The sequence below is a fragment of the Mesorhizobium ciceri biovar biserrulae WSM1271 genome (genome assembly GCF_000185905.1).
Taxonomy (GTDB): Bacteria; Pseudomonadota; Alphaproteobacteria; order Rhizobiales; family Rhizobiaceae; genus Mesorhizobium; species Mesorhizobium ciceri.
Genome location: NC_014923.1, coordinates 5,830,122 through 5,856,081, shown reverse-complemented (window position 1 = coordinate 5,856,081; position 25,960 = coordinate 5,830,122). Strand labels below are relative to the sequence as shown.

General features: G+C 62.0%; 19 protein-coding genes and 3 pseudogenes. 8 read left to right on the top strand and 14 right to left on the bottom strand.

Features of this window, described 5'->3' with window-relative positions:
• Positions 1 to 910 precede the first annotated feature (910 nt).
• Positions 911 to 1,270 carry a hypothetical protein gene (locus tag MESCI_RS32455; RefSeq protein ID WP_172832173.1) on the top strand — a complete coding sequence of 120 codons (360 nt, stop codon included), beginning with the start codon at positions 911 to 913 and terminating at the stop codon, positions 1,268 to 1,270.
• Positions 1,271 to 2,119: 849 nt separating this feature from the next.
• Complete coding sequence (locus MESCI_RS28340; RefSeq protein ID WP_013533392.1) at positions 2,120 to 2,824, top strand: DsbA family protein; 705 nt, start codon at positions 2,120 to 2,122, stop codon at positions 2,822 to 2,824.
• A gap of 900 nt (positions 2,825 to 3,724) precedes the next feature.
• Here MESCI_RS28340 and MESCI_RS32510 read toward each other — a convergent pair.
• Both MESCI_RS32510 and MESCI_RS28325 read right to left on the bottom strand, forming a co-directional pair.
• Positions 3,725 to 3,994, bottom strand: a complete 270-nt coding sequence (locus MESCI_RS32510; protein WP_041163540.1) for a hypothetical protein — start codon at positions 3,992 to 3,994, stop codon at positions 3,725 to 3,727.
• Between the two features lie 351 nt (positions 3,995 to 4,345).
• On the bottom strand, positions 4,346 to 4,696 hold the full coding sequence (locus MESCI_RS28325) for a hypothetical protein (protein WP_164919826.1): 351 nt from the start codon (positions 4,694 to 4,696) through the stop codon (positions 4,346 to 4,348).
• 239 nt (positions 4,697 to 4,935) lie between these two features.
• Here MESCI_RS28325 and MESCI_RS28320 point away from each other — a divergent pair, with 239 nt between their 5' ends.
• The 3 genes and pseudogenes from MESCI_RS28320 to MESCI_RS33420 all read left to right on the top strand — a co-directional run.
• Positions 4,936 to 5,523: a helix-turn-helix transcriptional regulator gene (locus MESCI_RS28320; protein WP_245268576.1), complete on the top strand. Its 588-nt coding sequence runs from the start codon at positions 4,936 to 4,938 to the stop codon at positions 5,521 to 5,523.
• Positions 5,513 to 6,829: a type II toxin-antitoxin system HipA family toxin gene (locus MESCI_RS28315; RefSeq protein ID WP_013533388.1), complete on the top strand. Its 1,317-nt coding sequence runs from the start codon at positions 5,513 to 5,515 to the stop codon at positions 6,827 to 6,829. The genes MESCI_RS28320 and MESCI_RS28315 overlap by 11 nt, the downstream gene beginning before the upstream one ends.
• A 195-nt stretch (positions 6,830 to 7,024) precedes the next feature.
• Positions 7,025 to 7,173: pseudogene (locus MESCI_RS33420) on the top strand (IS110 family transposase); the annotation flags it as partial.
• Between the two features lie 1,405 nt (positions 7,174 to 8,578).
• Here the strand turns inward: MESCI_RS33420 and MESCI_RS33205 are convergent.
• The 10 genes and pseudogenes from MESCI_RS33205 to MESCI_RS32805 form a co-directional block, all read right to left on the bottom strand.
• On the bottom strand, positions 8,579 to 9,694 hold the full coding sequence (locus MESCI_RS33205) for an ATP-binding response regulator (protein WP_013533386.1): 1,116 nt from the start codon (positions 9,692 to 9,694) through the stop codon (positions 8,579 to 8,581).
• 1,515 nt (positions 9,695 to 11,209) lie between these two features.
• Positions 11,210 to 12,259, bottom strand: a complete 1,050-nt coding sequence (fni, locus tag MESCI_RS28300) for a type 2 isopentenyl-diphosphate Delta-isomerase (RefSeq protein ID WP_013533385.1) — start codon at positions 12,257 to 12,259, stop codon at positions 11,210 to 11,212.
• An 84-nt stretch (positions 12,260 to 12,343) separates the two neighbouring features.
• A complete protein-coding gene (locus MESCI_RS28295) occupies positions 12,344 to 13,246 on the bottom strand; it encodes a terpene synthase family protein (RefSeq protein WP_013533384.1) in 903 nt (300 codons plus the stop codon).
• Positions 13,243 to 14,793, bottom strand: a complete 1,551-nt coding sequence (locus MESCI_RS28290; protein ID WP_013533383.1) for a hypothetical protein — start codon at positions 14,791 to 14,793, stop codon at positions 13,243 to 13,245. The genes MESCI_RS28295 and MESCI_RS28290 overlap by 4 nt, the downstream gene beginning before the upstream one ends.
• A gap of 296 nt (positions 14,794 to 15,089) precedes the next feature.
• Positions 15,090 to 16,088: a polyprenyl synthetase family protein gene (locus tag MESCI_RS28285; RefSeq protein WP_013533382.1), complete on the bottom strand. Its 999-nt coding sequence runs from the start codon at positions 16,086 to 16,088 to the stop codon at positions 15,090 to 15,092.
• 151 nt (positions 16,089 to 16,239) lie between these two features.
• Positions 16,240 to 17,583, bottom strand: a complete 1,344-nt coding sequence (locus MESCI_RS28280) for a cytochrome P450 (protein ID WP_041163922.1) — start codon at positions 17,581 to 17,583, stop codon at positions 16,240 to 16,242.
• 8 nt (positions 17,584 to 17,591) lie between these two features.
• Positions 17,592 to 18,427: pseudogene (locus MESCI_RS28275) on the bottom strand (SDR family oxidoreductase).
• On the bottom strand, positions 18,414 to 18,719 hold the full coding sequence (locus MESCI_RS28270) for a ferredoxin (RefSeq protein WP_013897112.1): 306 nt from the start codon (positions 18,717 to 18,719) through the stop codon (positions 18,414 to 18,416). Before MESCI_RS28270 ends, MESCI_RS28275 begins: the two are co-directional and overlap by 14 nt.
• A 1-nt stretch (position 18,720) precedes the next feature.
• Positions 18,721 to 20,013 carry a cytochrome P450 gene (locus MESCI_RS28265; RefSeq protein ID WP_013533380.1) on the bottom strand — a complete coding sequence of 431 codons (1,293 nt, stop codon included), beginning with the start codon at positions 20,011 to 20,013 and terminating at the stop codon, positions 18,721 to 18,723.
• Positions 20,014 to 20,018: 5 nt separating this feature from the next.
• Positions 20,019 to 20,198 carry a hypothetical protein gene (locus MESCI_RS32805; protein WP_245265020.1) on the bottom strand — a complete coding sequence of 60 codons (180 nt, stop codon included), beginning with the start codon at positions 20,196 to 20,198 and terminating at the stop codon, positions 20,019 to 20,021.
• Between the two features lie 792 nt (positions 20,199 to 20,990).
• Between MESCI_RS32805 and MESCI_RS28255 the strand changes: the two genes are divergently transcribed.
• The gene (locus MESCI_RS28255; protein ID WP_008874821.1) at positions 20,991 to 21,203 is read left to right on the top strand and encodes a cold-shock protein; all 213 of its coding nucleotides are present in this window, start codon (positions 20,991 to 20,993) and stop codon (positions 21,201 to 21,203) included.
• Between the two features lie 331 nt (positions 21,204 to 21,534).
• Complete coding sequence (locus MESCI_RS33310; RefSeq protein WP_081285659.1) at positions 21,535 to 22,020, top strand: prephenate dehydratase domain-containing protein; 486 nt, start codon at positions 21,535 to 21,537, stop codon at positions 22,018 to 22,020.
• 655 nt (positions 22,021 to 22,675) lie between these two features.
• Here MESCI_RS33310 and hemN read toward each other — a convergent pair.
• Positions 22,676 to 24,031: an oxygen-independent coproporphyrinogen III oxidase gene (hemN, locus tag MESCI_RS28245; protein ID WP_013533378.1), complete on the bottom strand. Its 1,356-nt coding sequence runs from the start codon at positions 24,029 to 24,031 to the stop codon at positions 22,676 to 22,678.
• 198 nt (positions 24,032 to 24,229) lie between these two features.
• Entirely contained in the window at positions 24,230 to 24,697 is a 468-nt protein-coding gene (locus MESCI_RS28240) for a Ros/MucR family transcriptional regulator (protein ID WP_013533377.1), read from the bottom strand.
• A 630-nt stretch (positions 24,698 to 25,327) separates the two neighbouring features.
• Here MESCI_RS28240 and MESCI_RS33305 point away from each other — a divergent pair.
• Positions 25,328 to 25,817: pseudogene (locus tag MESCI_RS33305) on the top strand (cytochrome-c peroxidase); the annotation flags it as partial.
• Between the last annotated feature and the right edge of the window lie 143 nt (positions 25,818 to 25,960).

The window sequence follows — 25,960 nt, the reverse complement described above, 5'->3', positions numbered from 1 at the left end:
GGAGAGCTGGGTCCGGGCTGCGATCGACCGGCTCTGTCATTGGTGACCGCCAGAACCGAAGCGGTGGTCGCGAAGGTCAGCGCCGTCGCAAAATGTGGCCTTGTGCACCCAGCCAGACCGAAGGTCCACGTTACCGGGCGATGGGCAAAGTTCGAGGCGAAGTGAGTTGCCCCACATTTCGCCGATGCTGCGTCCTCGACGCCCTTGCGGGACAAAATGGATGCGTGGGCAGCGCAGGGCCAGCTGAGCCATCAGTATTTTGCGAGGCCTGACGCGAGCGTCATCTTGAGTGAATCAATGTGAGCGCATTCTTTGGTGGGTGATCATCGGATGACTTTCTCTTTAGTCTGTGAGGCGTTTGCGGGATCGCACATGCCGTGCCAAACAAGAAACTCGTCTCGGCAACGTGAGTAATCGGACTCTGCTATGTTGCCGATCCGACATTGTCCGACATCGAACGCCAGTTAAGGGAAGCGCTTGCCGCTTAAGGTATCGTCGGCGCCACCGGGGCATGGCGGCGCTCGCCGGCAGCATGAGTAATATTCACGACAGAAGGATCGCCGACCGCGTGGCTAGCGCTGGGCCTGCAACACCGCGCTTCGGACAGGACCTTGGCCAATCGACCGCGTCGCCACCATCCTAAGTTCGCGTACAGCCGCGAGGTTTTTGGCCTCGGTCGGATAATCTCGCCGACAGGGTCAAGATCCAGAAGAGTTGCCGCACGCCGTCGCGATGGGAGCAGCATACATGCCGGCCTAGACTATAGACTAGAGGTGCCGCTGAGCGGTTTGAGGGAGTGGCATACCTTGCGCGTCTGGTGCAGAAATTGCTCGCGTCACGCCGAAGTAAGGTCGGCCACGCTAATGCGCCGGCATGGCAAAGGCGCGCTAATCGGCACGGTCGAGGGCAGTTGACTGCCCGGGAATTGGGCCGGGTCATCGCCAGCGACAATGCCAGCGAGTTCATCTTGAATGCCATGCTCTCCCGAGCGGGTCAGAACCGGTCGAATGTCATTACATTGCGCACGGCCCGTCGCCATCGCCATGTGGCGCGCCGAGCTGCAACACCGCGCGGCGGTACAGGCGTGAGAGCTGGAAGCGTGCTGCGAGCCGCCGATATCGACCGCCGGGCGGTCCAACTCGCCGGCGGCATGATTGATACCGCCAATCAGATGCTCAAGGAAATGCCCGATCGCCGAATTTCCCGGGCGGGCTCGTCGGCGCTGCCGATCTTGTACCGCACCATATGGGTGATAGTTGGCGCGCGGTGATCGGGGACTAGGACCACGCCTTTGTCGAGCAGAAAATTCGTCGCCTTGATGTCATCGCTGGCCGCCACAACCGGAGCGCCAGACCGAAGGTTCATCGACCGCCTAGCTTGTAGTTACCGGGCGATGTGCAAAGTTCGAGGCGAAGGAGTTGCCCCTCATTTTGCCGATGCTGCGTCCTCGACGCCCTTGCGGGACAAAATGGATGCGTGGGCAGCGCAGGGCCAGCTGAGCCATCAGTATTTTGCGAGGCCTGACGCGAGCGTCATCTTGAGTGAATCAATGTGAGGGCATTCTTTGGTGGGTGATCACCGGATGACTTCTCTTTAGTCTGTGAGGCGTTTGCGGGATCGCGCACATGCCGTGCCAAGCAAGAAACTCGTCTCGGCAACGTGAGTAATCGGATTCTGCTATGCTGCCGATCCGACATTGTCCGACATCGAACGCCAGTTTACGGGAAGCGCTTGCCGCTTAAGGTGATATCGTCGGCGTCACCGGGGCATGGCGGCGCTCGCCGGCAGCATGAGTAAAATTCACGACAGAAGGATCGCCGACCGCGTGGCCAGCGCTGGGCTCGCGAAACCGCGCTTCGGACAGGACCTTGGCCCAATCGACCGCGTGGCCACCATCGTAAGTTCGCGTACAGCCGCGGCCAAGATCCTTGCCGTCTTCGACGAGCGTAGTGGCATCAGGGGGGCCGGGCGACAGTTCGAGGGCGGAGTCTTTCTGAACGTGACGCTACGCTCAACGCCGCGTGACGCAAATGCCCTGAGGTTGTCAGGCTGCTGTCAGGTCCGGGTGTCACAAGCCGGCTGTTACTGCCCTGCCATTCACCGTTAATTGGAACTCCCCATGATTAATCTAAAAGCCGGCCGGATCGCCCTTTCAGCCCTACTGCTGCTGCTTTCCGTGCTGGCGAAATATGGTCCAACTGTCACACACTACGTGCTCCAGCACGAATACAATAGCCAGCTCCGCAAGGATAGGGAGAAGGTCATTTCAGACCGGCACGACGCACTCTTCAACGACCCCGCTGCGCCAACTGCAGGCAACCCGAATGGCGACCACCATATCGCCGTATTTTTGGACTGCAACGACCCGCAGCGCCGCGCGGTAGACCGTACGATCCAGCAAGCCCTCAAGCGTGATCCCGAGCTGAAGGTTTACTACATACCTTATTCGAGCACGAGACCGGGTTCCAAATTTGCCGCACGGGCGGTGCTCGCCGCCAGCAAACAGGGAAAATTTGAGGCGTTCCATCACGGCCTAATGGCTACTGGCCTCCGGCTCAGCGGATCCGACATTTTGGATATCGCACGAGACGAGGGTCTCGACGTTGAGCGGCTCAAGCGGGACATGAAGGACCCCGGAATCGTAAACACCGTCAAGCACCATTCCGCGCTCGCAAAGAAGCTGTCCATCCACGGCGGGCCGGCGGTCGTTGTCGGCAAACGAGTGGTTTCAGGTGCGGCTAACATTCACTATTTGGACCGCTACCTCGCCAACGAGCGGAAAAAGGATAGGCGTCCTACCGGATCACCAACTTCGGCATTTTGACAGGGCTGGCCGCCGGTGCAACCTCTCTGGCCACGAGTGCCGCCTCTCGCGCCGGGCCAAATCTCAATATGGCCCGGCAACGCGGTAGTGGGCGGCCCGCGCGGCGCTATGCAACGCACCGGGCAAAGGGCAATGACTAAGCCGTCCTGAACATCGCATCGGAGTTCAACGTCTTTGCACCAATGCCCAGGAATGGTCGCCGCGACAAACAACGTCTTCGAACGGTCGCTGAGAGCCGCCGTCGTTCAACGAGAGATCACCAACGGCTATCCCGAGGAGGCGGCCCCATGAATCGCTGCTATGATTGGCTCAAGGAAGCGCCGAGCTCTGCCGAACGGGATTGGTCGGATCAGTCAATCCACTCCGACACCCACCTTGACCGCTACATCAATTTGGACGGCGCAGGCGGCCGAGGTTTCGTGATCAGCGTGCCACGGTTCTCAACCTTCATGGCGGCGTCAATTACACGAACATGAAGCGGAGCGACTAACGGGATCGTACATATATGCCTAAGGGGATCGTACATATATAGTGGGAACGGCTTCGGCTTCCGCGAGAAACGCGGCAAGTTCCCGGACGGCGAAGCCAGCATCGATTACGAACAGCGCTATTTCGGCGTGTTCCTTGGCGCGGAAGCAACCACGACGCTCAGCACTTGACGCCCTCGGGTCTGCTCCGCGGCGGCCTGACCATCGACGCAAGCGATGTTGACCATCAATGGGGGGCGATTGGCCCGGGCTGCGATTTGACGACGACTTCTCCACGGTGCCGTTCATCTCGGCCAGCCAAGATCGACTATCAGATAACCGGCCGCGCCAGCGTCTTCCTGGCCGGCAATCTGGACAATATTTTCCCAAGAAAGGCTAGAACCCGGACTACAGCATCGCGACCGGCGGAGAGCTAAGCATCAAGGGTAGCAACAGCGCTGGCATGGACTCCTATGCCTTCACCCTGTCGGCCGGCTTCAAGCTGACGTTTTGAGCTGAGCACGTAAAACGATGCGTGGAATAAGGACCCACGTTGCATCTGCGCCCAAACGATTTCAATCGCAGCTACCCAAGCGGCGCCGACGTCGGCCAGGATCTCAGGATTATCCGGGCGGTCCGCCAGGCATGATCCGGCCGGCGTGAAGGTGTTGTCGCCGGTCGATTTTAAGGTTCCGGGGGCCATCTGGCACCGGTGCGCGAAGCCGGTTCGAAGCGGGCAAACGCGTAGCTCAGCTCATGCCCCGCTTAACCAAAGGCGGTGGCGTCGTAGCAGACCGCCGTCCTTCGGACCTAAGTCCAAAAGAGCAGCCAAGGCGATCTCGCAGACCGGGCGGCTTTGCGCCGTTCGCATCAAGAGCTGTCCGCCCGGCCAATTCTGTCCCTAACATAAACCTGATGGTCAGCCGGAAACGGTATACCAGCTGTCGAATCGGCCATTGTTTGGAGCCGCACACACAGCGCCGTAACAAACCTTCTCACCCTTGAAGTAGGCCAGGAACTGCAGCAAATGCTGTTCATCTTCGTCGCGGATAAGCTACGGACCGCCCTGCGACTTCAGTGTCAGGTCGATCAACTCGATCGCCCGAGTCTTTGTTGCCGCTCTCGTGATAGTACAGAGCTGCCAACGGGTAAGGCACGAGCTTGCATTGGTCGCTATCGGGGGATTCAATGCCAGGATGTGGTCGGACAGCTGTTTTCCCATCGCCAAGCGCTCAGAAGACGGAAAGTGCGAATGGTCAAGGCCGCAACCATCCAATTCTCGGAGTTTCTGTTGATCCCAGCGAACGAATTGCCGCATGACGGGCAAGCCGGCCTGCATGTCCTCTTCATTTTGTGAAGCCAACAGATTCACACGAGACCGGCGGAAACCGAGATTGTGTGGCATCAAGGCGATGCCTTCTTCGACCGCCGAGAGAAATTCTGCGCATGTCGCAGATCGAGGTGAGCCTCGATCAATTGCTCGACGTTCGCAAGCGGCTGATCACCGGCTCAACCAGGCATTGACCGACGATCAGCGAAAATTCCTGCTCTCCTTCGAAGCCCGCCCCGCAATGGGATCTGCTCGGCATTGAAGGGGCGGACAAGCTGCCCGCCGTTCGCTGGAAGCTGCGCACTCTGGAACGCATGCCAGATGAACGGCAGCCTGGGGTGTATGAGAACTTGGAGCGGGTGCTCGGCGAGAAAAGGCAAATAAGTGAGACCGCCCAAGTAATCGGGGTTCATTGGCTCCTGCTGCGAACTCTTGCTGCTTATAAAGGGCGACTCAGGGGTTTGGATCATATAGGAGACGGATGCTTGCCTCGCTCTGCGAAGATGACCTATATAAAGGCCGAAAGCCTGAGATATGGCTCATGCATGGATCACGGTGGCCTAATGACGGCAACGCAAAAACGGACTTATTCGCGCTACGCGATCGAGGCGCTTGGCCTTTTCGGTAAGACCATCCGGCTGGGCCGGATGCAGCACCGGTTAACCGGACAGGAGTTAGCCGAGAGAATCGGTGTTTCACGCAGCACCTTGCAGCGCATCGAGAAGGGCGATCCCAAAGTCGAAATCGGACTGATGTTCGAGGCTGCTGCCATTGTCGGTGTGAAGCTGTTCGATGCGGATGGCAAGGCCATCACAGCCCTCACAGGCCGCATGGACGATCGCATCGCGCTGCTGCCGAAGCACGTCTACAAGGCCGGCAAGCAGGTCGTCGATGAGTTCTAAGGTCCCCAAGTACGACGAAGCCTATGTCTGGGTCTGGCTGCCGGGCGAGACCGCGCCGGTTGTCGCCGGGCGGCTATATACCCATGACGGACTCGTCAGCTTCAACTATGGCAGGAGCTTTCGTGAACTCGGCAGGGCGGTCGCGCTTTATCTCCCGGAACTGCCCCTGAAGACAGGCGAATTGCCTTTGCTTCCTGGCCTAACCATGCCGGGATGCATCCGCGATGCTGCCCCCGATGCCTGGGGACGACGGGTTATCCTCAATCGCAAATTCGGTGTGAAAGGCGATGAAATCGCGCAGCTCGATATTTCAGAACTGACGTTCCTGCTGGAATCAGGCTCGGACCGCATCGGCGCGCTCGATTTTCAGTTTTCGCCCACAAATTACGAGCCGCGCGCACCGGCCAATGCCACTCTCGAAGAGCTTGTCCAATCGGCGGAGCGGGTAGAGACAGGTATTCCGCTCACCCCCGAATTAGATCAGGCGCTGCATCACGGCAGCTCGATCGGCGGGGCAAGACCCAAGGCGCTGATCGAGGACCACACCGTCAAGCATGTCGCGAAATTTTCCTCGTCTGCCGACCTTTACAGCGTCGTCAAAGGAGAATTCATAGCCATGCGGCTTGCCGCCTTGTGCGGCATCAGAGCGGCATCCGTCTCGCTCGTCCGCGCCGCAGGCAAGGACGTGTTGCTCGTCGAGCGATTCGACCGGATCAGGGTCACGGGCGGCTGGCAACGCAAATCCATGGTCTCAGCGCTGACGATGCTCGCGCTCGATGAGATGATGGCGCGTTACGCTAGCTACCAGGATCTGGCGGAGATCATTCGCCACCGATTCACTGCGCCGTCGGAAACTCTCCGCGAGTTGTTCAGCCGCATTGTATTCAATATACTTTGCGGCAACACCGACGATCATGCCCGCAACCATGCGGCGTTCTGGGACGGGGCTAAGCTCACCCTCACGCCTGCCTATGATATTTGTCCGCAGGCCCGCAGCGGCCAGGAGGCCAGCCAGGCCATGCTCATCAGCGGCAATAACCGCATGAGCCGGATCGCGTCATGCCTTGAGGCCGCGCATCACTTCCTGCTCAGCGCGCCGGAAGCTCTTGCGATTGTTGAAGGCCAGCTCCGATGCATTGCGGAGAATTGGCCGAGTGTCAGCGAGGAAGCTGCGCTATCGCGCACAGATCGCAATCTGTTCTGGGGCCGACAGTTCCTCAATCCCTACGCTTTTACGGCGCTGGAAGGGAGCGCCGACGCTCTCCGCGCTCTGGCTGACGAACTACGCAACAGTGTTCACGCCTGATCCGGCGCTGGATTTCGGACACGCTCGGCAAGCGCACGACGCCCACAATTTGGACAATCCTTGCCGTGCCAGCGCGAAGACAGGAACAGACGGCTGTTCAACCTTCAAGACTGCCGCCCGTAATCTGGGCGGGCGCTTGGCCGAGCGGCAAAGCTGTGCGCCGGCCGCAGCTGGCTGTCGTTGACGACTCGGCGGCAGAACGCCATCCGCCACTCGTCGGACGCGGCGCTTTTCGAGCAGGCGCTGCGCCAGGCCGTGCTTTACTCTGTCGGCCGAGCTGATGGGACGCAATGCTGACGGGGCGCGCCGCGCTTTGGCGACAGTACTGCCGGCTGCACGATCTAGCCAACCGGACCGAAGGTTCAGCGATGGCTTAGCTTGTGGTGATCGGGCGATGGGCAAAGTTCGAGGCAAAGTGAGTTTATCTCCTAGTTGAGGGTGCTGCGTGCTCGTCCCACTTAGTAGTGGGAGAGAGTGGGACGGTGGGCAGCCCGAGCCAGATGAGCCATCATCATGTTGCGGGGCCTGACTCGAGCGTCATCTTTGAGTGAATCAAGGTGAGGGGCATTCTTTGGTGGATGATGGTCGGATGACTTCTCGTTAGTTTGTGAGGCGTTTGCGGACCGGGCACATACCGTGCCAACGAGAAACTCGTCTCGGCAATGTGATTATCCGCAGTCTGCTATGTTGCCTATCCGACATTGTCGGACGTCGGACATCGCCGAATGGGAAGCGCGTGCCGCTTAACATGATATCTTCCCCGTCATGCCGGATGGACGCCGGCAGCATGAGGGAAATGCGTCGAAAAAGCGCAGAAACGCCCCCCTTTTTGTGAGCTTCGCCTTCCAGCTGATATGCTGCTGCGGGTCAAATCAGGACCCGCAGCAACCGCTATAGATCTACTTGGTCGCAGGGGCTCAGATCGTCTTCCGAGCGCCAACATTCACAAGGGAGGCGGCATAGCCACAACCGCCGTCGTCGTCGTCGTCGTCGGGGCCTGCGGGAGCCGGACCGGTCGCCATCAGGGCTAGCGCGCCAGCAAGTATGGTGCGCAGCAAGGCAGAGGGAAATTTCGTCGGCGGCTTCGGAAGGCCCTGGACGGCGACATCTTTGGGTGAGGGGGACATCATCGTATATCTTTCTCCTGTATGGTAACGTGCTGGATTCCGGTGTCGTCTGCCATTTGGCCATCGGCACGCCGGACGGAATGATATGGTTTCCTAGTTCATAAGATCTCCTGACTGGAAGGCCCAACAATAACCCTTCTGGCAGAGCTAGCTGAGCCTGAAAGCTACCAGCTATTTTCGCGACGACGATTCTGAGTGGCCTCAGTTCTGTCGAGCAGGGTAGGTAATCCAATCGATCTTGAAGATCGGCCCTGACCTTATATTGATCATGAAAACGACAAGACAAAAGCGTTGTCGAACTGGAGACGAACATTGGGGGGAAGCGGACGGATCAACGTCCCATGTGAATGAAAAAGACCGCTCAGAACAACGCTACAGCGCGGGCTCTCACGACGGGAAATCGGAAGGGTGCGTGCAGGCGGAAGCGCCTTGGGCTTGGGCGGGGGCCGTGGCATGCTTGTCTCACGCCAGTGGATTGGGATGTGGTGTGCCCCGCCAAAGCTGACTTCCTCTGGCGAGCCGGCCCACCGCGGGGTTGGTTACCGCCCCTGTTTGACATTCCCGTTGCCCAGCAGCGTACAATGCTTCCTACGCCCAACCTGGTCGCTGCAGCAAACCAGGGTCATCGAGGGATTCGAATAATCGCCTCAAAACCATCCTCGCGACCTGTGGCAGGCGAGGCAAGTTCAAGGCTGCCACCGACCTTCTTGATTACATAATTAGCGACGGGTAGACCCTGGCCTGGGACAGTTGCCCGAGTCGCAAGACGCACAAAACGCTCTGTTATCTCGTCAAGGTCTGGGAGGGGCACCACCGGTCCTGCGTTTACAATGGCGATGGTTCCATCAGCTCGGACGGAAACTGTCGTCGGGATATCGGGCAGTCCATGTGTGAGTGCGTTGTCGATGAGGTATCGAAGCACGACGGGAATTCTAACGGCGTGGTCTGCTTTGCACTCCCAGGCGGGACAGCCGTCGACGTCAAGGATTAGCCGTCCGGCAAACCACGGCTTTTTCAAGAAGTCATCAACGACTGACCGAACCTTTTGGACAAGATCGACGGGGTCTCCGAGGCCGTTCCGCGATTCTTCCACGAAACTGTACCCCAAGCCACGCAGTGTCGCTATTCGGTCCCTACCGATCTTCTTGCGGAGCCGGCTAACATAAACCTCCACGGTATTGCTCTCACTTTCCGAACCTAAGGAAAGGAGTTCTTCCTCGATCTTCCTCTTCAAAACTACCGCTCCGGGTCGGGATAGAACGCAGTCGAGAATCGCCCATTCGCGTGCAGTCAGGTTGACCGGCTGCCCGTCGAGGGCGACGCGCCGCTCAGCCGCGTTTATGGACAGCGCCCCGACAGAATATGGCTTCGGGAAGTTCCCGTGACTACGCGCCACGGCATGAATGCGCGCGGAAAGTTCGCGGGGATCGAACGGCTTGACCAAGTAGTCGGCGGCACCAGCATTGAGCCCCTCGATGCGGTCCTCGACCGTATGGCGAGCTGTCACGATGATGACGGGTGTCGAATCACGCCCCTTCCTCATCTCCCGCAAGTAGTCCAGGCCGTTACCGTCTGGCAGGTTAATATCGAGCAGAACAAGCCCGTAGGGAATCCCACTTGCGTGATACCGCGCTTCGGACAGGTCCTTGGCCCATTCAACCGCGTGGCCATCAGCTATCATATGTTCTCGTACAGCGCTGCCAAAGTCCTCGCTGTCTTCAATGAGCAAAATTCGCATGCCGAGCTCCATAATTGGGCAGGGTTCGTGCCCTATTGACGGAACCTGACAATAGGCTGAACGCCGTAGCGCAAATGTTCCGGCGGCTTTCAGGCTGCCGTCAGGTGCGCGTGTCAGAAGGGCGGTGATTATAACAACCGATTAGAGGCAAGTTATGAACGTCATCTTGATCACGGCACTTTCTCTTTATGCGACCACCGTCGGCGCTGCACCGGCCGCCGGGAACTTAGAGGTTGGGATCGCCGAATGGCAACCGCGCCAAGCCGTACTGACCAAGCCTGAAGCGGAGCAAAGGCACCTCCGTTTGATTAGACCGAAGACGGCGGGTCAGATGGCGTCGAGTCGATGGGCAAAACGTCAAAACGCACTTCGACCGCGTAGCTTCGCGCGTGTGGGTGGTGCCGGCGCAGGAGGCTAAGGATAAAGCGATGCGTCACCTACAATGTCTGGAAGCCCTGTCTTAGGATTGTTCCACTGTAGCCTCGAGATTGGCCAAGTGGTGTTATTCTTCGTGGATGAAATATGATCAGCATGAGCGTTCTGCCAATGCCCGCTGCGGCCCTCATCATCCAATCCCGCCTTATTCATGCGCCCGCGATGCCAACGATGCACTGTCATATCCTGAATGCGTGATCTTCAAGTCCTGAGTGCATGACCAAGCGTAAATCGGGCTACCTAGCCACAATCCGTCGGGAGCATCGAAGCTGATCTTGCTAACCTAGACAGCACTCGTGGCCATCACCGGCTGGCGGCATCCAAAGGGGGCGAGGGGGCCCGTGTCTGCTTGCCAATCTCGCCGGCTCAGATCGCGCTTTTTTATCGGCGGCGGGCTCGGAAGCGTCAGTACAACCGAGAACTTCGTTCGAGCCATCACCATTCAATGTCTGAATGCGCCGCCCACGCGTGCGTCGCTTGACAGGAAATCGTCGTCAGAATGCGGCCAAAGCAAACGTCCAAAATTCGCAATTCAATTGGAAGGAGCGTTGTTCCGGCCTGCCTTCTCTTGGGTCCCATCGCGTTGGCCTTAGGACTGCTGCTGCTGCTAACTGCCTAGAAAGGGGCAATGAATGCTCGCCCGCTGCTTCAGGATTTTCGTCGCCGAGAGTTCGCGTTCGCAATCATGCTTCCGCGTCGCTCGCCACTTCTCAGCGGAAAAAGCTCTTGCCGGAGCCAATCTCCGTTCGGGCCGATCGCAGTTTGCGCCGCCACCGCGCTGAATGAACCGACAGGGCAGGGCGGCGAAGATTACCCGGCCCGTTCCTGCGACGCGGCTGCTTCCGCCGTGTCTTAAGTTGGATGTGCACGTATTCGCGCTTCATTGACCATCAGCGGATTGGGCGCAGTGGATGATCGGCTGGAACGAAATCCTCCAACCGCTTCATCGTGAACAGCTACTCCATCACACATCGCTCCGGGCGCATCGAACCGCCTCGCCAAGGTGGATCAGTGGTCTACTTTGGCGTAGGTATTTCAGCAGCCTTCTGGGCGCCCCGCCGCTACGTGCGGACGCCCGCATCAACCGGCGGGCAGATGCGCCGAGGGCAACAAGCGCGCCTGACGTAATGCCGCCAGATCGGCCGAGCCGGTGCAGAAGCAGGCGACGGCCAACTGGCGGATGACGATCTCGAAATGCGCGACAACTGCCTCGGTGGACACCGTCGCCGCGCGCAGCACGCCGGCCGCCTGCCCAGCGATGTCCGCGCCCAGGCGAATGGCCTTGGCCACGTCGACGCCGTCGCGGATTCCGCCCGACGCGATCAGCTTCACCGTTGGCAGCGCCCGACGTACCGCCTGCACGCCGGCCGGGGTCGGAATCCCCCAATCGGCGAAGGCCAGCGCCACTGCACGGTCGGCGGCATCGCGGGCGCGCTCGCCCTCCACCGCGGCCCAACAGGTGCCGCCGGCGCCTGCGACATCGATCACCGCCACGCCCGCCTCGACGAGCACACAGGCCACAGAGGTGGACAGGCCCGACCCCACTTCCTTGGCCACGATCGGCACGCCCACGCAGCGCGCGGCGCGAGCGATCTGCGCCATGACGCCGCGCCAGTCGCTGTCGCCGTCCGGCTGTACCGCTTCCTGCAGCGGATTGAGATGGACGATGAGTCCATCGGCCTCCAGCGCATCAACTGCCCGCCGCGCCAGGTCCAGGCCGTCGGCCTCGCGCAGTTGCGCGGCGCCGATATTGGCCAGCAAGGGAATGTCTGGGGCCAGGCGGCGCAGCGCGCGCGTTAGCCCCTGGGAGCTGCGGGATTGCAGGCTCACGCGCTGCGAACCGACGCACATGGCGATCCCCAAGGATTGCGCTGCCTCGCTCAAATGCCGGTTGATGGCCTCGGCGCGTGGCATGCCGCCGGTCATGGAGCTGATCAGCAGCGGCGCGCGCATGGTCTTGCCCAGCAGCGAGGCGCGCAGGTCGATCTGCGTCAGGTCCAACTCGGGCAATGCGCAGTGTTCGAAACGGATGGACTCCCAGCCGGCGGCGACCCTGGCCGGCGCCGTTCGCCGATCCAGCACGATGTCCAGATGATCGTCCTTGCGCCGGCTCAGGGCGGTGTCGGTCATGCTCGCTCCATCCGTCGCATCGTGCGACGGCATTGCGTCGGATCGGACCGACGGCAGCGCGCGCACGCGCCGCGTCCCGCGCGTTCAGGCAGGCGCACGCTGGCCTCCCCTCGAAGCGTCGCTGCGGTAGCGGCTGGTCGAGGTCTGGTAGTACTGCGCGCGTATGGCCGCCATGGCCTCGATCAACGGTCCCCACGGCGCGGGAAAGCGTTCTTCCGCCATCACCCGGTGCAGCATGCGCGTATGGCCGGCCAGCTCGTCTTTGAGGAACTCCATCACAGCCATAGCCGGATAGCGCTCCAGCAACAGGATCGCCGCGTTGTCAGCCTCGCCGGCCGACCTATCCTTGTCGCGTCCATGCAGATCGTTCTGCAGGCGCCCTATCGCGGAGATGAGCCGCAGGACCTGGCGAAACGCCGGTCGCGCGCGCAAGCTCGCCATGTCCAGCCCCCACAGCAACGAAAGGCAAGAGAACACGTTCGCGTAGGCGATCGAATCAATGCCGTTGTGCAGGTACTCGGCGTAGGACCAGCGTTCCGTCGCTGCCGCCTGAGCGTGTCCTGCGCGCAGCGCCGCGCAGTAGCACCGGGTATCGTCGAGAAGCTGAGCATAGTCGCGACGATCGTAGGCGAGCGCGGCCAGCGAAGCACGCAGCACAACGCAGCCCTCGAATCCGGGGAGCACGCACGGCACGCCGTGCCCCAGCGCCTGCTCCACCGCGGCGAGCTGCTCCGGCGCGATCAGGCCAAGGTCGTTGCAATCGTCGAGCCAGAACAGCAGCGCCAGTTCGCGATAGAACGCCAGGATCAGCATTTCGTCCTGCGGATCGCGGCCGGTGCGGGCGCTGGTCTCACGCAGGCTCGGATGGATGCGCTGCAGGATGTACTGGCCGCCCCTGACCGCTTCCATCGCATGCTCGTCGGCGAACCCGGTCAGGGAACGCCCCCACTCCAGCACCTGCTGCAGCGCGCGTTCGGTCTGGATCATGGAGGCGCTCCTGCTCCCTCGGCCAGGACGCGCCGCCCCCAATGAAGCGCCAGCCACAACCCGGCGAGTTCGGCCACGCGCACGACCCGGATGGGGCAATACAGTTCCTTGCCGATCCACAGCGGCGTCTGCGGTAATGCATGCGCCGCATAGCGGGCGAGCATCCACTCCAGCGCACGCCCCACCGCCTGCGCGATGCGCCGGCGCTCTGTCGGTTCTTCGCTCCCGTCCATCACGTGCAACGCGAACAGCGCATAGGCGGTTTCCTCGAATGTGCACGCGCGACCGGCGCCCCAGCCGCCGTCGTCACGCTGCGCCTGCAGCAGCGCCGCTAGCGCGCGCTCGTCGCGCCACTGGGGCTTGCCTTGCGCCAGCGCAGCGACCGCATGCGCGGTGGGATACAGCCACGAAACGTGCCATTTTTCGTTGTCCCATAGACCGTGTGGGTTGCGATTGGCCTCGACGTAGGCGCCGGTGCCGGCGTCGGGCTTTTCCAATAGTCGCAACGCATGCAGGGCATGTATGTTGGTCGACACTGAGGCATTGCGCTCTCCGGGAAAGGTGACGAACAGCTCGCCGATTTCGAAATGGCGCAACGCATCGACCGCCGGGTCGCGGCCTGCAAGGCGCAGGACGCACAACGCAACGGCGGTGTCGTCCGCATCGGCCGCGAAGTGCAAGGCCGGGCCCAGACCGCGCACGCCCAGGCGGGCGTCGAGCTGCGCGACGATCACGCGCATCGCCTCGGCGAGCGCGGGATGCGCGAACAGCCCGGCCAGATGCAGGGTATACAGCGACCAGCATGGCTCAAACACATTGATCGGCCAGACGCTGGGAACGACACCTTCGATGCAGCTGCGCGTCGCCCGCGATGCCGCCTGCAGATACGCGTCGGCGCACCCGACCTGCGGCCTGCTCCCTTGTGCCACGGCGTGCGCACGCCACGCGGCGGTGGCCGCCGGACTGATGCCGATGCTGCCGTCTTCATCTGGGCATGCGGTGGTCAGCGACGTCCCCCAGGCTTCCCAGGAGTGCAGCAATGGATGGCCGCTCGGCAACGTCGCCCCCGCCCCCAGCTTGACCAGGCAGGCTTGCCGCAACGGCAACAGCGCCGGGTGGCGCGGAAACGCCACGCTGCCCAGCAAGGATGCGGCCTCGCCGCACAACTGCGGCAGGATCAGCTCCGCGCCGATCGGCGCGTCTTCCGGCACCGCATGCGCGTAGGGATCCGGCTGGCGCTCGAGGAACCGGGTTGCAGCCTGGACTGCGTCGGCAGCGTCGGGAAGAGGCTCAGCGCGCTGCAATGCCAGCAACGCCGCCCACGTGGGCGCATGGCGAAACAGCGGGAAGTCCGCGCTTCCCCATCCGCCGTCGGCCTGTTGCTGCGCGATCAGCCAGGCGTATGCGTCCTGCCGACCGGTGACGTTGCCGTGGAACTGCAGCGCTCGCGCCGTGTCGTAGACGGACGGACCGACGCTGCCGCCGTCGCTCATCTCGCTCAGCAGGTGGCGCAATTCGGAAAGGATCTGTTCGGACAGCGCGTTCACGCGGGATGTTCCTTCTGCAGAAGGGTTGACGAACGATCGGGCAGACGCCGCGCACGTCGCCGCAGGCCCGTCGCGGCCAGGCGCGTGGGCAGCGCCGGATGGCCGCCCTGCTCCGGCGCGGCGACGCGCGGCTGGCGTCGGTTCGCCCAATAGGCTAGCGCAGCGCGCCGCGTGCCACGGCCGTGCTGGGCAACCGCTGCGATCGGCGCCGCGGGATCTCGGACAGAGTGCAGCATCCACCGCTACCGCCGGCCGATCGCAGCGGCACAGGGGCGACTCCATGCGGACGGGACGCCTCATGCGCATGGCGCGTGCTTTAACAGATACGCGGTGGCCCGCTGCAGCATCTGCGCCAACGGTTCCGCACGCGGCCCCAGCGGGGCGATGGCCTCCCCGGCGTCGCGCAACAGATCCAGCGCAAACTGGCGCGCTGCTTGCAGCCCCATGATCGACGCGCAGGTCGGCTTCTGCGCCGCCGCGTCCTTGCCGGGGGTCTTGCCCAGCGCCGCGGCATCCGCTGTCGCGTCGAGAATGTCGTCAACCACCTGCAGCGCCAGGCCGAAACAGGCGCTGTAGCGATCGAGCGCACTGTACAGCGCGGCGTGCGCGGCATCCTCCGTGATGGCGCATAGCGCGCCCATGCGAACGGACGCGCGCACCAGCGCTCCGCTCTTCATCCGGTGCATCGCCACGATCCTGTCCAGCTCGACATGCTTTCCGACCAGCGACAGATCCTTGGCCTGCCCGCCTGCGGCACCCTCGGCGGACACCGCCTGCGCCAATTCGCGCACGAGCGCGATACGGTTGTCGCCCGGCGCATCCAGGCTCGCCAGGGTGAGGAAGGCGTGCGCCTGCAGCGCATCACCGACCAGGATCGCAGTGGCTTCGCCGAACTTGACGTGCACAGTCGGAAGGCCGCGGCGAAGCACGTCGTTGTCCATCGCGGGCAGGTCGTCGTGGACCAGGGTACAGGCGTGGATCATCTCGATGGCGGCGCCGACGTCCTCGAGCACGTGCGCCGGCGTATCGGCCAGTGCGCCGGCAGCCAGACAGAGCAAGGCGCGGGTGCGCTTCCCGCCATGCAAGGTGGCGTAGCGCATCGCCGCCATCAGCTCGGTCTCGCCATCGTCTTCGGCGCACAGAAGACGCGCCAGCGCCTGTTCGACCCCCTTTGCGCCGTCCTGCATCCAGATCTCCGGCAGCAGCCTGCCGGATGCGCCGCGCGCCTGCGCGCCTAATCCCCCGATCGCGGAAACGCCAGTTCGGTCGTCATGTGGCTTGGAACCGGCCTGCATGTTGTTCATGTCCTTGTACCTGACAGGAGACGGCCACGGCGAGCGGCGACCGCCGCGCTGTTGCCGGCGTCGCACCGAGCGCGCGCGCCGAGTGCAGCAATGCTGCGCGTCGCTCGCCGCTGCCTCGCCACACGGGGCATGCGATGCCAGCTCATGAGAATCCGATGCGGATTTTCATGGACGGATTTGCGGTCGGGTAATAGCGCCGGCCTTTTTCGACGTCGCTCAGCAACCGCGGCCGCACCCCGGCCTTGTGCATGGTCAGCGCCAAGGCGATGCAGAACTGCACTAGTTCCAGCCATACCACGTGGTAGCCGATGCAGACGTGTGGGCCGGTACCGAACTGCAGCATGTCCACCGGCCGGATCGGCTCCGTGCGTTGCAGCCATCGCGCCAGGCGGAACTGATCAGGCGCCTCGTGCAGCAGCGCCGAGGTCGAGAAATGCAGCAGCGGGATGCACAGATGGGTACCCGCGGGAATGCGCCATTGGCCGAGTTGCAATTCCTGCAGCGCTTGACGCGGCAGGAGCGTGACCGCCGGATGCAGGCGCAGCGTCTCGCGGAACAGCGCCTCGGCGACCGGACACTGCGCTAGATCCGCGTGCCGGGTCGGCACCGCGCCCACGCGTTGCGCCTCTTCGACCAGGGTGTCCCACAGCACAGGCTGCCGCGCCAGCTCGATCACCATCCAGGCCATCGTCGAGGCGGTGGTCTCGTGACCGCCAAGCAGCAGCAAGCGGATATTGGCGACCAGGACGTCATCGGAGAGCGCATCGTCGCTGCGATCGAAGGCGCTCACCATGTCCTTGATCAACCCGGTGCGCGCGGCATGCGCGCGCGCGTCGCGGACGAACTGGTGCAACTGCGCGTCGATCCAGTCGCGGGCGGCGCGGCCGCGCCGCAAGGGCAGTCCGGGCAGGTCGATCGGGGGCGCGACGATCAACTGCACCAGTTGCCGGTACTTGCGATGCCATCCCGCCAGGTCCTGCGCGGGGATTCCCATGAGGCTGAAGATGAGCTTTAGCATCAGGTCGCCGGTTTCACGCAGGATGGCTACGTCGCCGCGGTCGCGCCACGCCTGCACACGCGCCCGGATGACGGGCTCGAACAGGTCGCCGATGCCGGCCTGGGTCAGCCCCTTGGGCAGGAACGCCGGCTTGATCGCATCGCGCGCCTGCCGGTGCGCGCCGCCGTCCTGGGCGACCATCGTTCCACCAAGCAATTCGGGCGCGATCCCTTCGATCAGCGCCGAGGACACGTCCTTGTGCCGAAGCAGTGCGAACGCGTCCGGATCCATGCAGGTCATCAGGTGTCCGGCAGGGCCGAAATCCAGCCAGAAGTAGCTGCCCAGCGTCCGTTCCGCGCGCCGCAGCAGGCGCGGCAGGTCGCAGATGATGGCGGGAAGATGCCCGACCAAGGGGAAAGCGCCGGGCACGACCGGGATGTCGTGCCGCAGCCGGTGGCGACGGTTCAGCGGGTTGAGCAGCATGTCCATCAGCTCCATCAGCAGCGCGGCGCCGCGGCCGCTTCGGCGGTGTCGCCGGCAGGCCGCGCGGCGCGGCTGTTGCCACCGTTCGCGTACGTCCGCACATGCGCCAGCATGCCGCCGTCGATGCACACGACCTGGCCGGTGATGAACGCAGCATCGTCGGAGAGCAGGAACGCTACCAGCGCGGCCACGTCCTCGGGGCGGCCGACGCGCGGCAGCTGGTGCCGGCGCAGATGCCGTTGCATGCACTCGTCCAGCTTGGCGAGGAGACGCTCGGTCATGATCAGACCCGGCGCAACCGCGTTGCAGCGGATCTGCTCATCACCGTACTGGGTGGCGAGCGAGGCCGTCAGGGTGTTCATCGCCGCCTTCGATGCGGGGTAGGACGTCTGGGCGGGGTCACCGCTGAGCCCTGGCACGACGACATGTTGACGATCGCGCCACCGCCGCGGGCAATCAGCCGTCGGATGGCGTGCCGCAGCAGAGCAGCATGCCGCGCAGATTGGTCGCCATGGTCTGATCCCAGACCGCCAGGTCCAGGTCGAGCATCGCGCGCTCGTGCGGGGTCAGATGCATAGCTCGCGTTGTTCACCGCAGTCGACCTCACCGAAGTGCCGCTCCGCCGTCTGGAACAGCGCTGCCACCGCCTGCGCATCGGCGATGTCCATGGCCAGGGCCAGCGCGTGGCCCGCTTCGGCCGTGATCTGCGCGGTGCAGGCGATGGTCGCCGAGCCATCAATGTCGGCCACCACCACTCTGCCGCCCTCGGCGCGATGGCGAGGGCGCATGCCTTGCCGATGCCGGCGCTGGCGCCGGTCACCACGGCCACCTTGCCTTCAAACCGTCCCATCGTGTCCTTCTGGATTGCGTTGGTCTTTCGCGGCATGCCGCTCGGGTTCCGCCGGAGAAGGCGCAGCGTCGGCGCTGGCGCGCTCGTCATCGCCAGCGTCGCTTATCACCCGAATGGCGGCGACCGGGCACTGGCTGGCCGCGAGCCGCACGGCGGCGAGCAACGCCTGCGGCACCGTCGCCGCGCACACTTCAGCCACGCCGTCCGGTTCGCGCTGGCGAAAGGTGCCCGGCAGCGTAAGCACGCACTGCCCGGTGGTTCCGCACAGATCCTGGTCGACCACGACGCGCATCTCAGCCCCCCGCCTGCGCATTCAGCCGCACCGGCAGCGCAAGGAACGTCCTAAGGAACGCGGAGGGCTCCCGGGTCGGCTGCTCGGCCAATGCCAGCGTGGGGAAGCGCGCCTGGATCCGCGGCAGGCTCTCGGCCAACTGCATCCGGGCCAGTTGTGCACCGGGGCAGAAGTGGATGCCGTGGCCGAAGCTCAGCATGATCTTCCCGTCGGTCGACATGCCAGGATTGGTGCCGTAGAACCGCGCGGGATCGAAGCGGTCGGGATCGGCGAAGCCGTCCGGGTCGCGATTGCCGGCCGCGATCAGAACGCGAACGTCCGCGTTCTTCGGGATCACCACGCCGCCCAGTTCGATGTCGCGCTGGGCGATACGCGGAGTGGCGCTGAACAGGACGGGCGCGTCGCGGCGCAGGACTTCTTCGACGAATGCCTTCACCTCCACGGCGTCTCCCTGCAGCCAGTGCCGCTGTTCGGGATAAGCCAGCATCGCCAGGACCGCGTGGTCGATGGCCGCAGCAGTGGTGGTGAAGCCGCCCAGCAGCATGCCCCACAGCATGCTGATCAACTCCGCATCCGATAGCGTGTCGGCATCGTCGTCGTGTGCGCCGACCAGCATCGACACGATGTCATGGCGGGGATCGGTGCGCTTGCGCTGTATGAGGTCGCCGAAGTAGGCCTGCACCCTGGCGCTGCCTGCGTCCGCCGCGGCGAGCTGGGGATCGCTGGCGTGCGGGCTCAGGCCTTCCACAATGGCGCCGATGCCGGCGGCGAGCCCGAACATGTCGTCCTGGGGCAGGCCGAACAGTTCGGCGAAGACCAGCATGGGCAAGGCCAGCGCGAATTCCCGATGCAGATCCACCGCCTCCCCGCGCTCCAGCGCGGGCGCCATGCCGTCCAGGCGCGCTGCGACGATGCGCGCGATGCTCGGCCGCAGGTTGTCGATCTGGCGCATGGTGAAATCGCGAGAGATCAGCCGGCGCAGACGCGTATGCGTCGGTGGGTCCTTCATCGCTATCGTGGACGCCATTAGATTGAGCGACAGGCTGGTCGCCGCACGCGGGAAATAGCGCGCCAGTTCGCCAGGCGCCGGTCCCCGAAAGGCATCGCCCGTGGCCGTGAGCGCCCAGTAAATGTCGGCGTGGCGGCTCAACAGAAAGAGGCCCGAGGCCGCGCGATGCACCGGATCGTGCTCGCGCAACCATCGCATAAACGGATACGGGTCGTGGATGCACGCTGGCGACGCCAGTTCGGCGAAGGCGTCCCGGCATGCTGTCTTGGTTTCTTGCACGTCCATCTTGGTTACCTCTTGGCTGGCTGATCTGACCGGCGCGCGCCAGGGTAGTAGGCACTATAGTCATAGGAGGTGAAGGCGTCGTGCGAGCCACCGATCTCGGCCACCGCGCGGTCAAACTCGCCGGCGACGTGATTGGCCGTCGCCTTGATGTCATCGGTAGCCGCCAGAACCGGAGCGGTGCTCACGAAGGCCAGCGCGGTCGCAAAAAGAGCCAGACTGAAGGTTTGCTGACGGCGTCTCTTGTCGTGACCGGCCGATGGGCAAGTTTTGAGGCAAAGTGAGTTGTCCCTTATGTTGAGGGTGCTGCGTGCTCGTCCCTTTAGTGGGAGATAGTGGGGCGGTGGGTAGCCCCGAGCCAGATGAGCCATCAACATGTTTCGAGGCCTGACACGAGCGTCATCTTTGAGCTAATCTGGGAAACGTGAGGCGGTATTTTTTTGGGATCATTGGATGACTCTCCTCGGCCCGTGACGTGTTCGCGATGACCGCGCACGAACCGTGCCAAATGAGAAAACCCCGTTTCGGCGATGTGATTGTCGGACTCAGCTATGTTACGTATCCGACATTGTCGGACATCTTACACCGCCCGAATGGGAAGCCCTCACCGCTTAAAAAGGTGGCTAGGTGAGCTACCCTTCGGAGATGTCGAATATCATGGCGTTAGCGCGCGCCTGTAGTTGCTGGTCGTCCGCGTACGCCTGCTCACATCGGCCGATCGCTGGTCCCCTAACACGACTCCAAACAGCGATAGACGCGGTCTGGAATTTACCGGAGCGTTGCAGGACATGTATTTGCCACTCGGAACGCCAGCGCGGGAGACGCTTCCGCGAGGGGCGGTCATGATGGAGCTTGCGAGCCGATTTGCGATTTGACCGGGGCTTTTGCTGTTTTCGCTTTTGCTGCCCCTAAAATCTCAGATATGAAGCGGACCTGGCCTATGGCCTGCCTACATTGAATGGTTACAAAGGAATACGACTATGGCGACTGGAACGGTGAAGTGGTTCAACAGCACCAAGGGATTCGGTTTTATCCAGCCTGACAACGGAGGTCAGGACGTTTTCGTTCACATTTCCGCTGTCGAACGAGCGGGCCTTTCGACCCTTAATGAGGGCCAGAAGATCAACTACGAGGTCGAACAGGACCGCCGTACCGGCAAGTCCTCCGCAGGCAGTCTCAGCAAAGCTGGCTGATCTTTTTCTGCCTCTGCCCGGCAAGAGCCGGGCAGAAGTGCCACTGACCGCGCCATAGGAGCGGGCAAGAACACGGATCTCCCGCTGACCGGGCTGCGGTTTGCAGGAAGCTGCTAAGTTCTACTGAAACAAGATGTTTGCAAGTGAAGAGGGGCGGGTCCCGGCCTCTTATTTTTTCTGCTGTAGATTCTCACGTAGCAGATGCCGACGGCGACCGCGCGCATCAGAACGAATCTGGACAAATGAGATCAAGCTGCGAGCTTCTTGTGGGTCCGCTCGCTTCACGCGGATCAATGCTATATTTTCGTTCACGAGCCCCGTGCTCTGACGCATTATCGATCGAGCGTGCCGAGGAAATGAACCAGCAATTCAGCCACCTCCAGCGGTCGACATCTCCACGATCAAGCGGGTAGGGTACATTGGCCCTGAGGGGACCTGGACCCATCAAGCCTCGCTGGACCTCTTTGGCGACCAAGTTGAACTCGTTCCGTTCAACGACGGATTGTTCGAAGCATATGAGAATGGCTGCGTCGACGTTGCATGCGTTCCAGCTACGACCTCTCTGGTCGGAACCACTCTCTACCTCGACCAAGTCCTGCGCTTGAGGTCTCCCAGGGTCATCGCCGAGTACCCGAAGGTCTTGAGCTATAGCCTGATGGCCAGCAAGGATGCGAGTTTCTCGATGATCACTAAGGTGCTTGGCCACGCCGTAGCCTTGCAGGAGGTGGCCGGGTGGCTCGACGAGAACATGCCCAATGTCGAGCGAGAGAGCCGTAAGGGAGCGACATCTTTAGTCGCTAAGCCTCGCCCTCGATAGCGGCATTTGGTCCTGCGCTTGGTGCCAAGCTGTACAATCTGCAGATATTGCGAACAGGAATTGAAGAAGGGCTGCATAACGTTAAGCGGTGGTGGGTGCTCGGGGGCAGGGCCACTGAGCCGACAGGATTTGACCGGACGACACTTCACCTCCGCGTTTCAGAGCAAAATCTCAGTTATGAGCGTCCGACATGCGAGCGGCTGGACACCCATCAATATGTCATCGATGTCGCTGGCCATGTTTTGACGCACCCGGCGCTGGCTGCGTTGGCGGATATTGATGGCTTTAGAATTCTCGGGTCCTGCCCACGTTGCCATTAGCTAAGGCTAGGGTAGTTTCTGCCCATAACTCCAAAACTGTTGATCCTCATCACTGATGAGAAGACACGACCGTGCCGCGCGTCCACGAGATCATCGCGCCGACGATCTTGTCGTTTTCGCTCTTGCCTGCGAAAGTAGTATTCATAAGCACAAGACGTCGATCGGCCGGGCATCTCGCAAAACAAGTCACCATCGATGACTGTGTCGCGTTATCGGCGACACGCTCGTCCATTCGGGACCGTCAAACACTTCAATCCGCGCAGGGGGCGCCGTGACCGGGGCCTGCGGCGGTTTTAGGAGCTTGCCGTTCGGCACGAGCTTGTCGCTTTGGCACCTCACGCTGATTGGCTGTGCTGTGGGACAACCCGGTCGAGAAAAGCATCGAATGCGGCAGCAACAGCGCGAACTACGAAACGATGCTCCTGCCGCACCCGGATGAAACCGTTTTCAATGTCCACTATCCCATCCTCAGCCAGCTTCGCCAAGCGTTCGGCAGCCGAATCGAGAAGGCGAGTTGGATCGAATCCACAGGCCGCACAAATTGCCGGCACATCGGCCTGCAAATCGCACATCAGCCGCTCTATGATCACGGCTCGCACGCGGTCATCGTCTGTGAGCCGGTAGCCTTTTGACGTCGCCAAACGGCCAGCTGCTATGTGCCGACTGTAGGACTCACGTGTTACCTCGTTCTGGACGTAACCCTCGCCGACCCGCCCGATAGCCGACGCGCCGAAACCGATCAGGGTTTTGCAGGTGTCGGCCGAGTAACCCAGCGAGTTACGCCGTAGCCGACCACTGGTCTGCGCCAGCGTAAGTTCGTCGTCCGGCAAGGCGAAATGGTCGAGGCCGATCTCTTGGTAGCCGGCGGCGACCAGCGTCTCGGCCACGGCCGCAGCCTGTTCGGCGCGGGCGACGCTGTCCGGCAGCGCAGTCGTCTCGATCAGGCGCTGATTCTTTATCACCGATGGAATGTGCGCGTAGCCGAACACCGCAAGCCGGTTGGGGCGCATGGCGACAGTTGCCGCCGCAGTCTGGACGCAGGACTCTACCGTCTGATTCGGAAGACCGAAAATGAGATCGACGTTGATGCCGCTTACCCCATGCCGGCGCAGCTCTTCGACGGCAGCGGCCGTCTGCGCCTCGCTCTGGACGCGGTTTATCGCTTTTTGAACAATCGGATCAAAGCTCTGCACTCCGAGACTCGCGCGGCTCACATTGGCTGCTCCCATTGCTTCGGCAATCTCGGCCGTGAAGGTGCGCGGGTCAATTTCGACGGCGATTGTCGCGGACTCCCTGAACGCGAAGCGGCGGCGCAGGAGTTGGATCATGGCCAAGAACTCCGCTGCTCCGATCAGGGTCGGGGTTCCACCGCCGAAATGCACGTCGTTCACGACGAGCCCCTGCTGCACTTGCTCCCAGACCAAACGGATCTCGTCACGCAGAACGGCCAGATAATCGAGGATCGGACCCTGATTGCGGGCAATCGTGGTCGGGAAGCCGCAATACCAGCAAATCGATCGGCAGAACGGAATGTGGAGATAGAGAGACACCGGATCGTCAGCCGGCAGACCTCTTAGCCATTCCTGATAGCTTTCGGGCCTGACGGTGGCGGTGAACTCCGGCACAGTCGGATAGATGGTGTACCAAGGCAGGAGAGCCTCGCGATATTCTTTCAGGATAGAGGTCTGCAACAGTTTCCGTCCCAAGCTGAAAAGTTGGTCCTTTTACCGCCGCGGTCTCCTGTGTCCCTGCGCTATGTCAATTCCATTCCGCTTCGCGCATGTAATCACGCCCTGCAAGGAAAAGGCGGGATTTGATCCCGCCTTTCTATGTTTTCGCTCGCATCATGCCCGAGCTGCCAGCCCCTCAACGGGTCTGGATTGAGGAAGTCACGCTGGTACCTTCTTTCTAGACCGCTTCTCGGGCGCCGAGACTTCAGGCTCTTTCGGTTTGCGGCCGAGTCCCATCGTCTTGGCCAGGGCAGAGCGCGCAGCCGCATAGTTCGGCGCGACCATGGGATAGTCCGCCGGCAGACCCCATTTGGCGCGATATTCATCGGGTGTCAGCCCGTAATGGGTCGACAGATGGCGCTTTAGCGATTTGAATTTCTTGCCGTCCTCAAGGGAGATAATGTAGTCCGGCGTCACCGATTTTCTGATCGGGACGGCCGGCGTAAACGCCGTCGGCTCTTGTGCGGAGACGCGACCGGCCGCCGTGCGTTTCAAAGCTTCGTGCAATTGGCCGATCAGGGCAGGCAGCTCCCCCACCGGGACGGGATTGTTGGAAACATAGGCTGAGACAACATCCGCGGTAAGGTCGATGAGGTTGTTGGCGTTTTCGAAGTCTTCTTCTGGCATGAAACTCTCCAGTGGATTGGTCTACGGAGCGTGGCCTTCTAGTGATGATTTCCGATGAACGCAACAAATCTCGCGACAGGATTGTTCGGTGCTCGTCCAACATCGAGGTCTATAGCGCCAGTTACAAGCTGTCGCGACGCTGATCTCCTCGGAAATCGCCGTTCATAAGCGCCCGGTATCCGCCGTTCAGTCGCGATCTTGTCGGTTTGAGTTGCGAGAGGACGACGCAGAAAAATTGTAAGCACCATGAGCCGTGCACCTGGAAGACCTTGCGCGTACGAAGCAGGTCGGCGTTGCGCCAGCGTGGGGGCGACAGGCAACAGAACCGACCAAGCCCTCAGCGAACAAATAGCGATTGCGCGCCCGCCACTGTTGATATCGGGGGCCGTCGGGCGATACATCAATCACTGTTTCCGCCGCTCGATCATCTTGGTCGACAGGCGCCATTCCCTTGATCAACGGATCTCGCGCAGGGCGTTCGCATGCCGCATGTGGAGATTCGTAAGGAAATCTATGAAAATTCTATTGCCCGCGGTGGCTGTTGCGCTTGTGGCGGCCACAGCTTTGCTGAGCAGTCCCTCCGCCAGACCTCAGGGACACGGCACTGCCATCTTCAAGCCCTTGCCATCCTACGAGGCGACACTGGTCGCGCCGGACCCATTCGAGGCCTACCTCAATGGCGATGACACCGCCATTGATCCCAGCGAAACACGGTCTGGCCCTTTTATGGAAAAGGGCTGCTCCTCCTGCCATTCCGGTGTCAATATTGGCGGGGAAGGCTATATCCATTCGGCCTCGTAGAGAAGCCCGGCGCCGACATCCTGCCGGAGAACGACAAGGGACGATTTGCCGTCACCAATGTGCCAGAGGATCCTATGTTTTCCGCGTGCCATCGCTGCGCAACGTAGCAATCACCGCGCTATACTTTCATTCGGGCAAGGTCTGGGACCTGAGCGAGGCGGTCGCCATCATGGGCACTACCCAGTTTGGCCAAGAGCTAGCGCAAATCGAAATCGATCGGATCGTTGCCTACCTTCATTCGGTGACCGGAAAGCGACCGGAGATCACATATCCCCTCTTGCCAACTGAGACGCCCACTACACCTCGACCTCGATCCTAGGCATCGCGAAACAAGCGATCGCGTCGGAGCCAGTGAGCGTTCCTTGACCCATCTGGCGAATTGCCACAGGCGCGGCCGTCCGATTGGGCCGTGATACGTCGCGGCGCGATTGAGCGTCGCTCGTTGATGGCATGAAGCCATGG

Bases quoted from the DNA above. Each gene is read 5' to 3' on its own strand.
- MESCI_RS28240 (WP_013533377.1), bottom strand. From the start codon at position 24,697: ATGCCAGAAGAAGACTTCGAAAACGCCAACAACCTCATCGACCTTACC.
- MESCI_RS28340 (WP_013533392.1), top strand. From the start codon at position 2,120: ATGATTAATCTAAAAGCCGGCCGGATCGCCCTTTCAGCCCTACTGCTG.
- MESCI_RS28315 (WP_013533388.1), top strand. From the start codon at position 5,513: ATGAGTTCTAAGGTCCCCAAGTACGACGAAGCCTATGTCTGGGTCTGG.
- MESCI_RS28280 (WP_041163922.1), bottom strand. From the start codon at position 17,583: ATGGACATGCTGCTCAACCCGCTGAACCGTCGCCACCGGCTGCGGCAC.
- fni (WP_013533385.1), bottom strand. From the start codon at position 12,259: ATGACCGACACCGCCCTGAGCCGGCGCAAGGACGATCATCTGGACATC.
- MESCI_RS28285 (WP_013533382.1), bottom strand. From the start codon at position 16,088: ATGCAGGCCGGTTCCAAGCCACATGACGACCGAACTGGCGTTTCCGCG.
- MESCI_RS28295 (WP_013533384.1), bottom strand. From the start codon at position 13,246: ATGATCCAGACCGAACGCGCGCTGCAGCAGGTGCTGGAGTGGGGGCGT.
- MESCI_RS28320 (WP_245268576.1), top strand. From the start codon at position 4,936: ATGCCAGATGAACGGCAGCCTGGGGTGTATGAGAACTTGGAGCGGGTG.
- MESCI_RS32510 (WP_041163540.1), bottom strand. From the start codon at position 3,994: ATGGCCCCCGGAACCTTAAAATCGACCGGCGACAACACCTTCACGCCG.
- MESCI_RS28270 (WP_013897112.1), bottom strand. From the start codon at position 18,719: ATGCGCGTCGTGGTCGACCAGGATCTGTGCGGAACCACCGGGCAGTGC.
- MESCI_RS28255 (WP_008874821.1), top strand. From the start codon at position 20,991: ATGGCGACTGGAACGGTGAAGTGGTTCAACAGCACCAAGGGATTCGGT.
- MESCI_RS33205 (WP_013533386.1), bottom strand. From the start codon at position 9,694: ATGCGAATTTTGCTCATTGAAGACAGCGAGGACTTTGGCAGCGCTGTA.
- MESCI_RS28265 (WP_013533380.1), bottom strand. From the start codon at position 20,013: ATGGACGTGCAAGAAACCAAGACAGCATGCCGGGACGCCTTCGCCGAA.
- MESCI_RS28325 (WP_164919826.1), bottom strand. From the start codon at position 4,696: ATGCCACACAATCTCGGTTTCCGCCGGTCTCGTGTGAATCTGTTGGCT.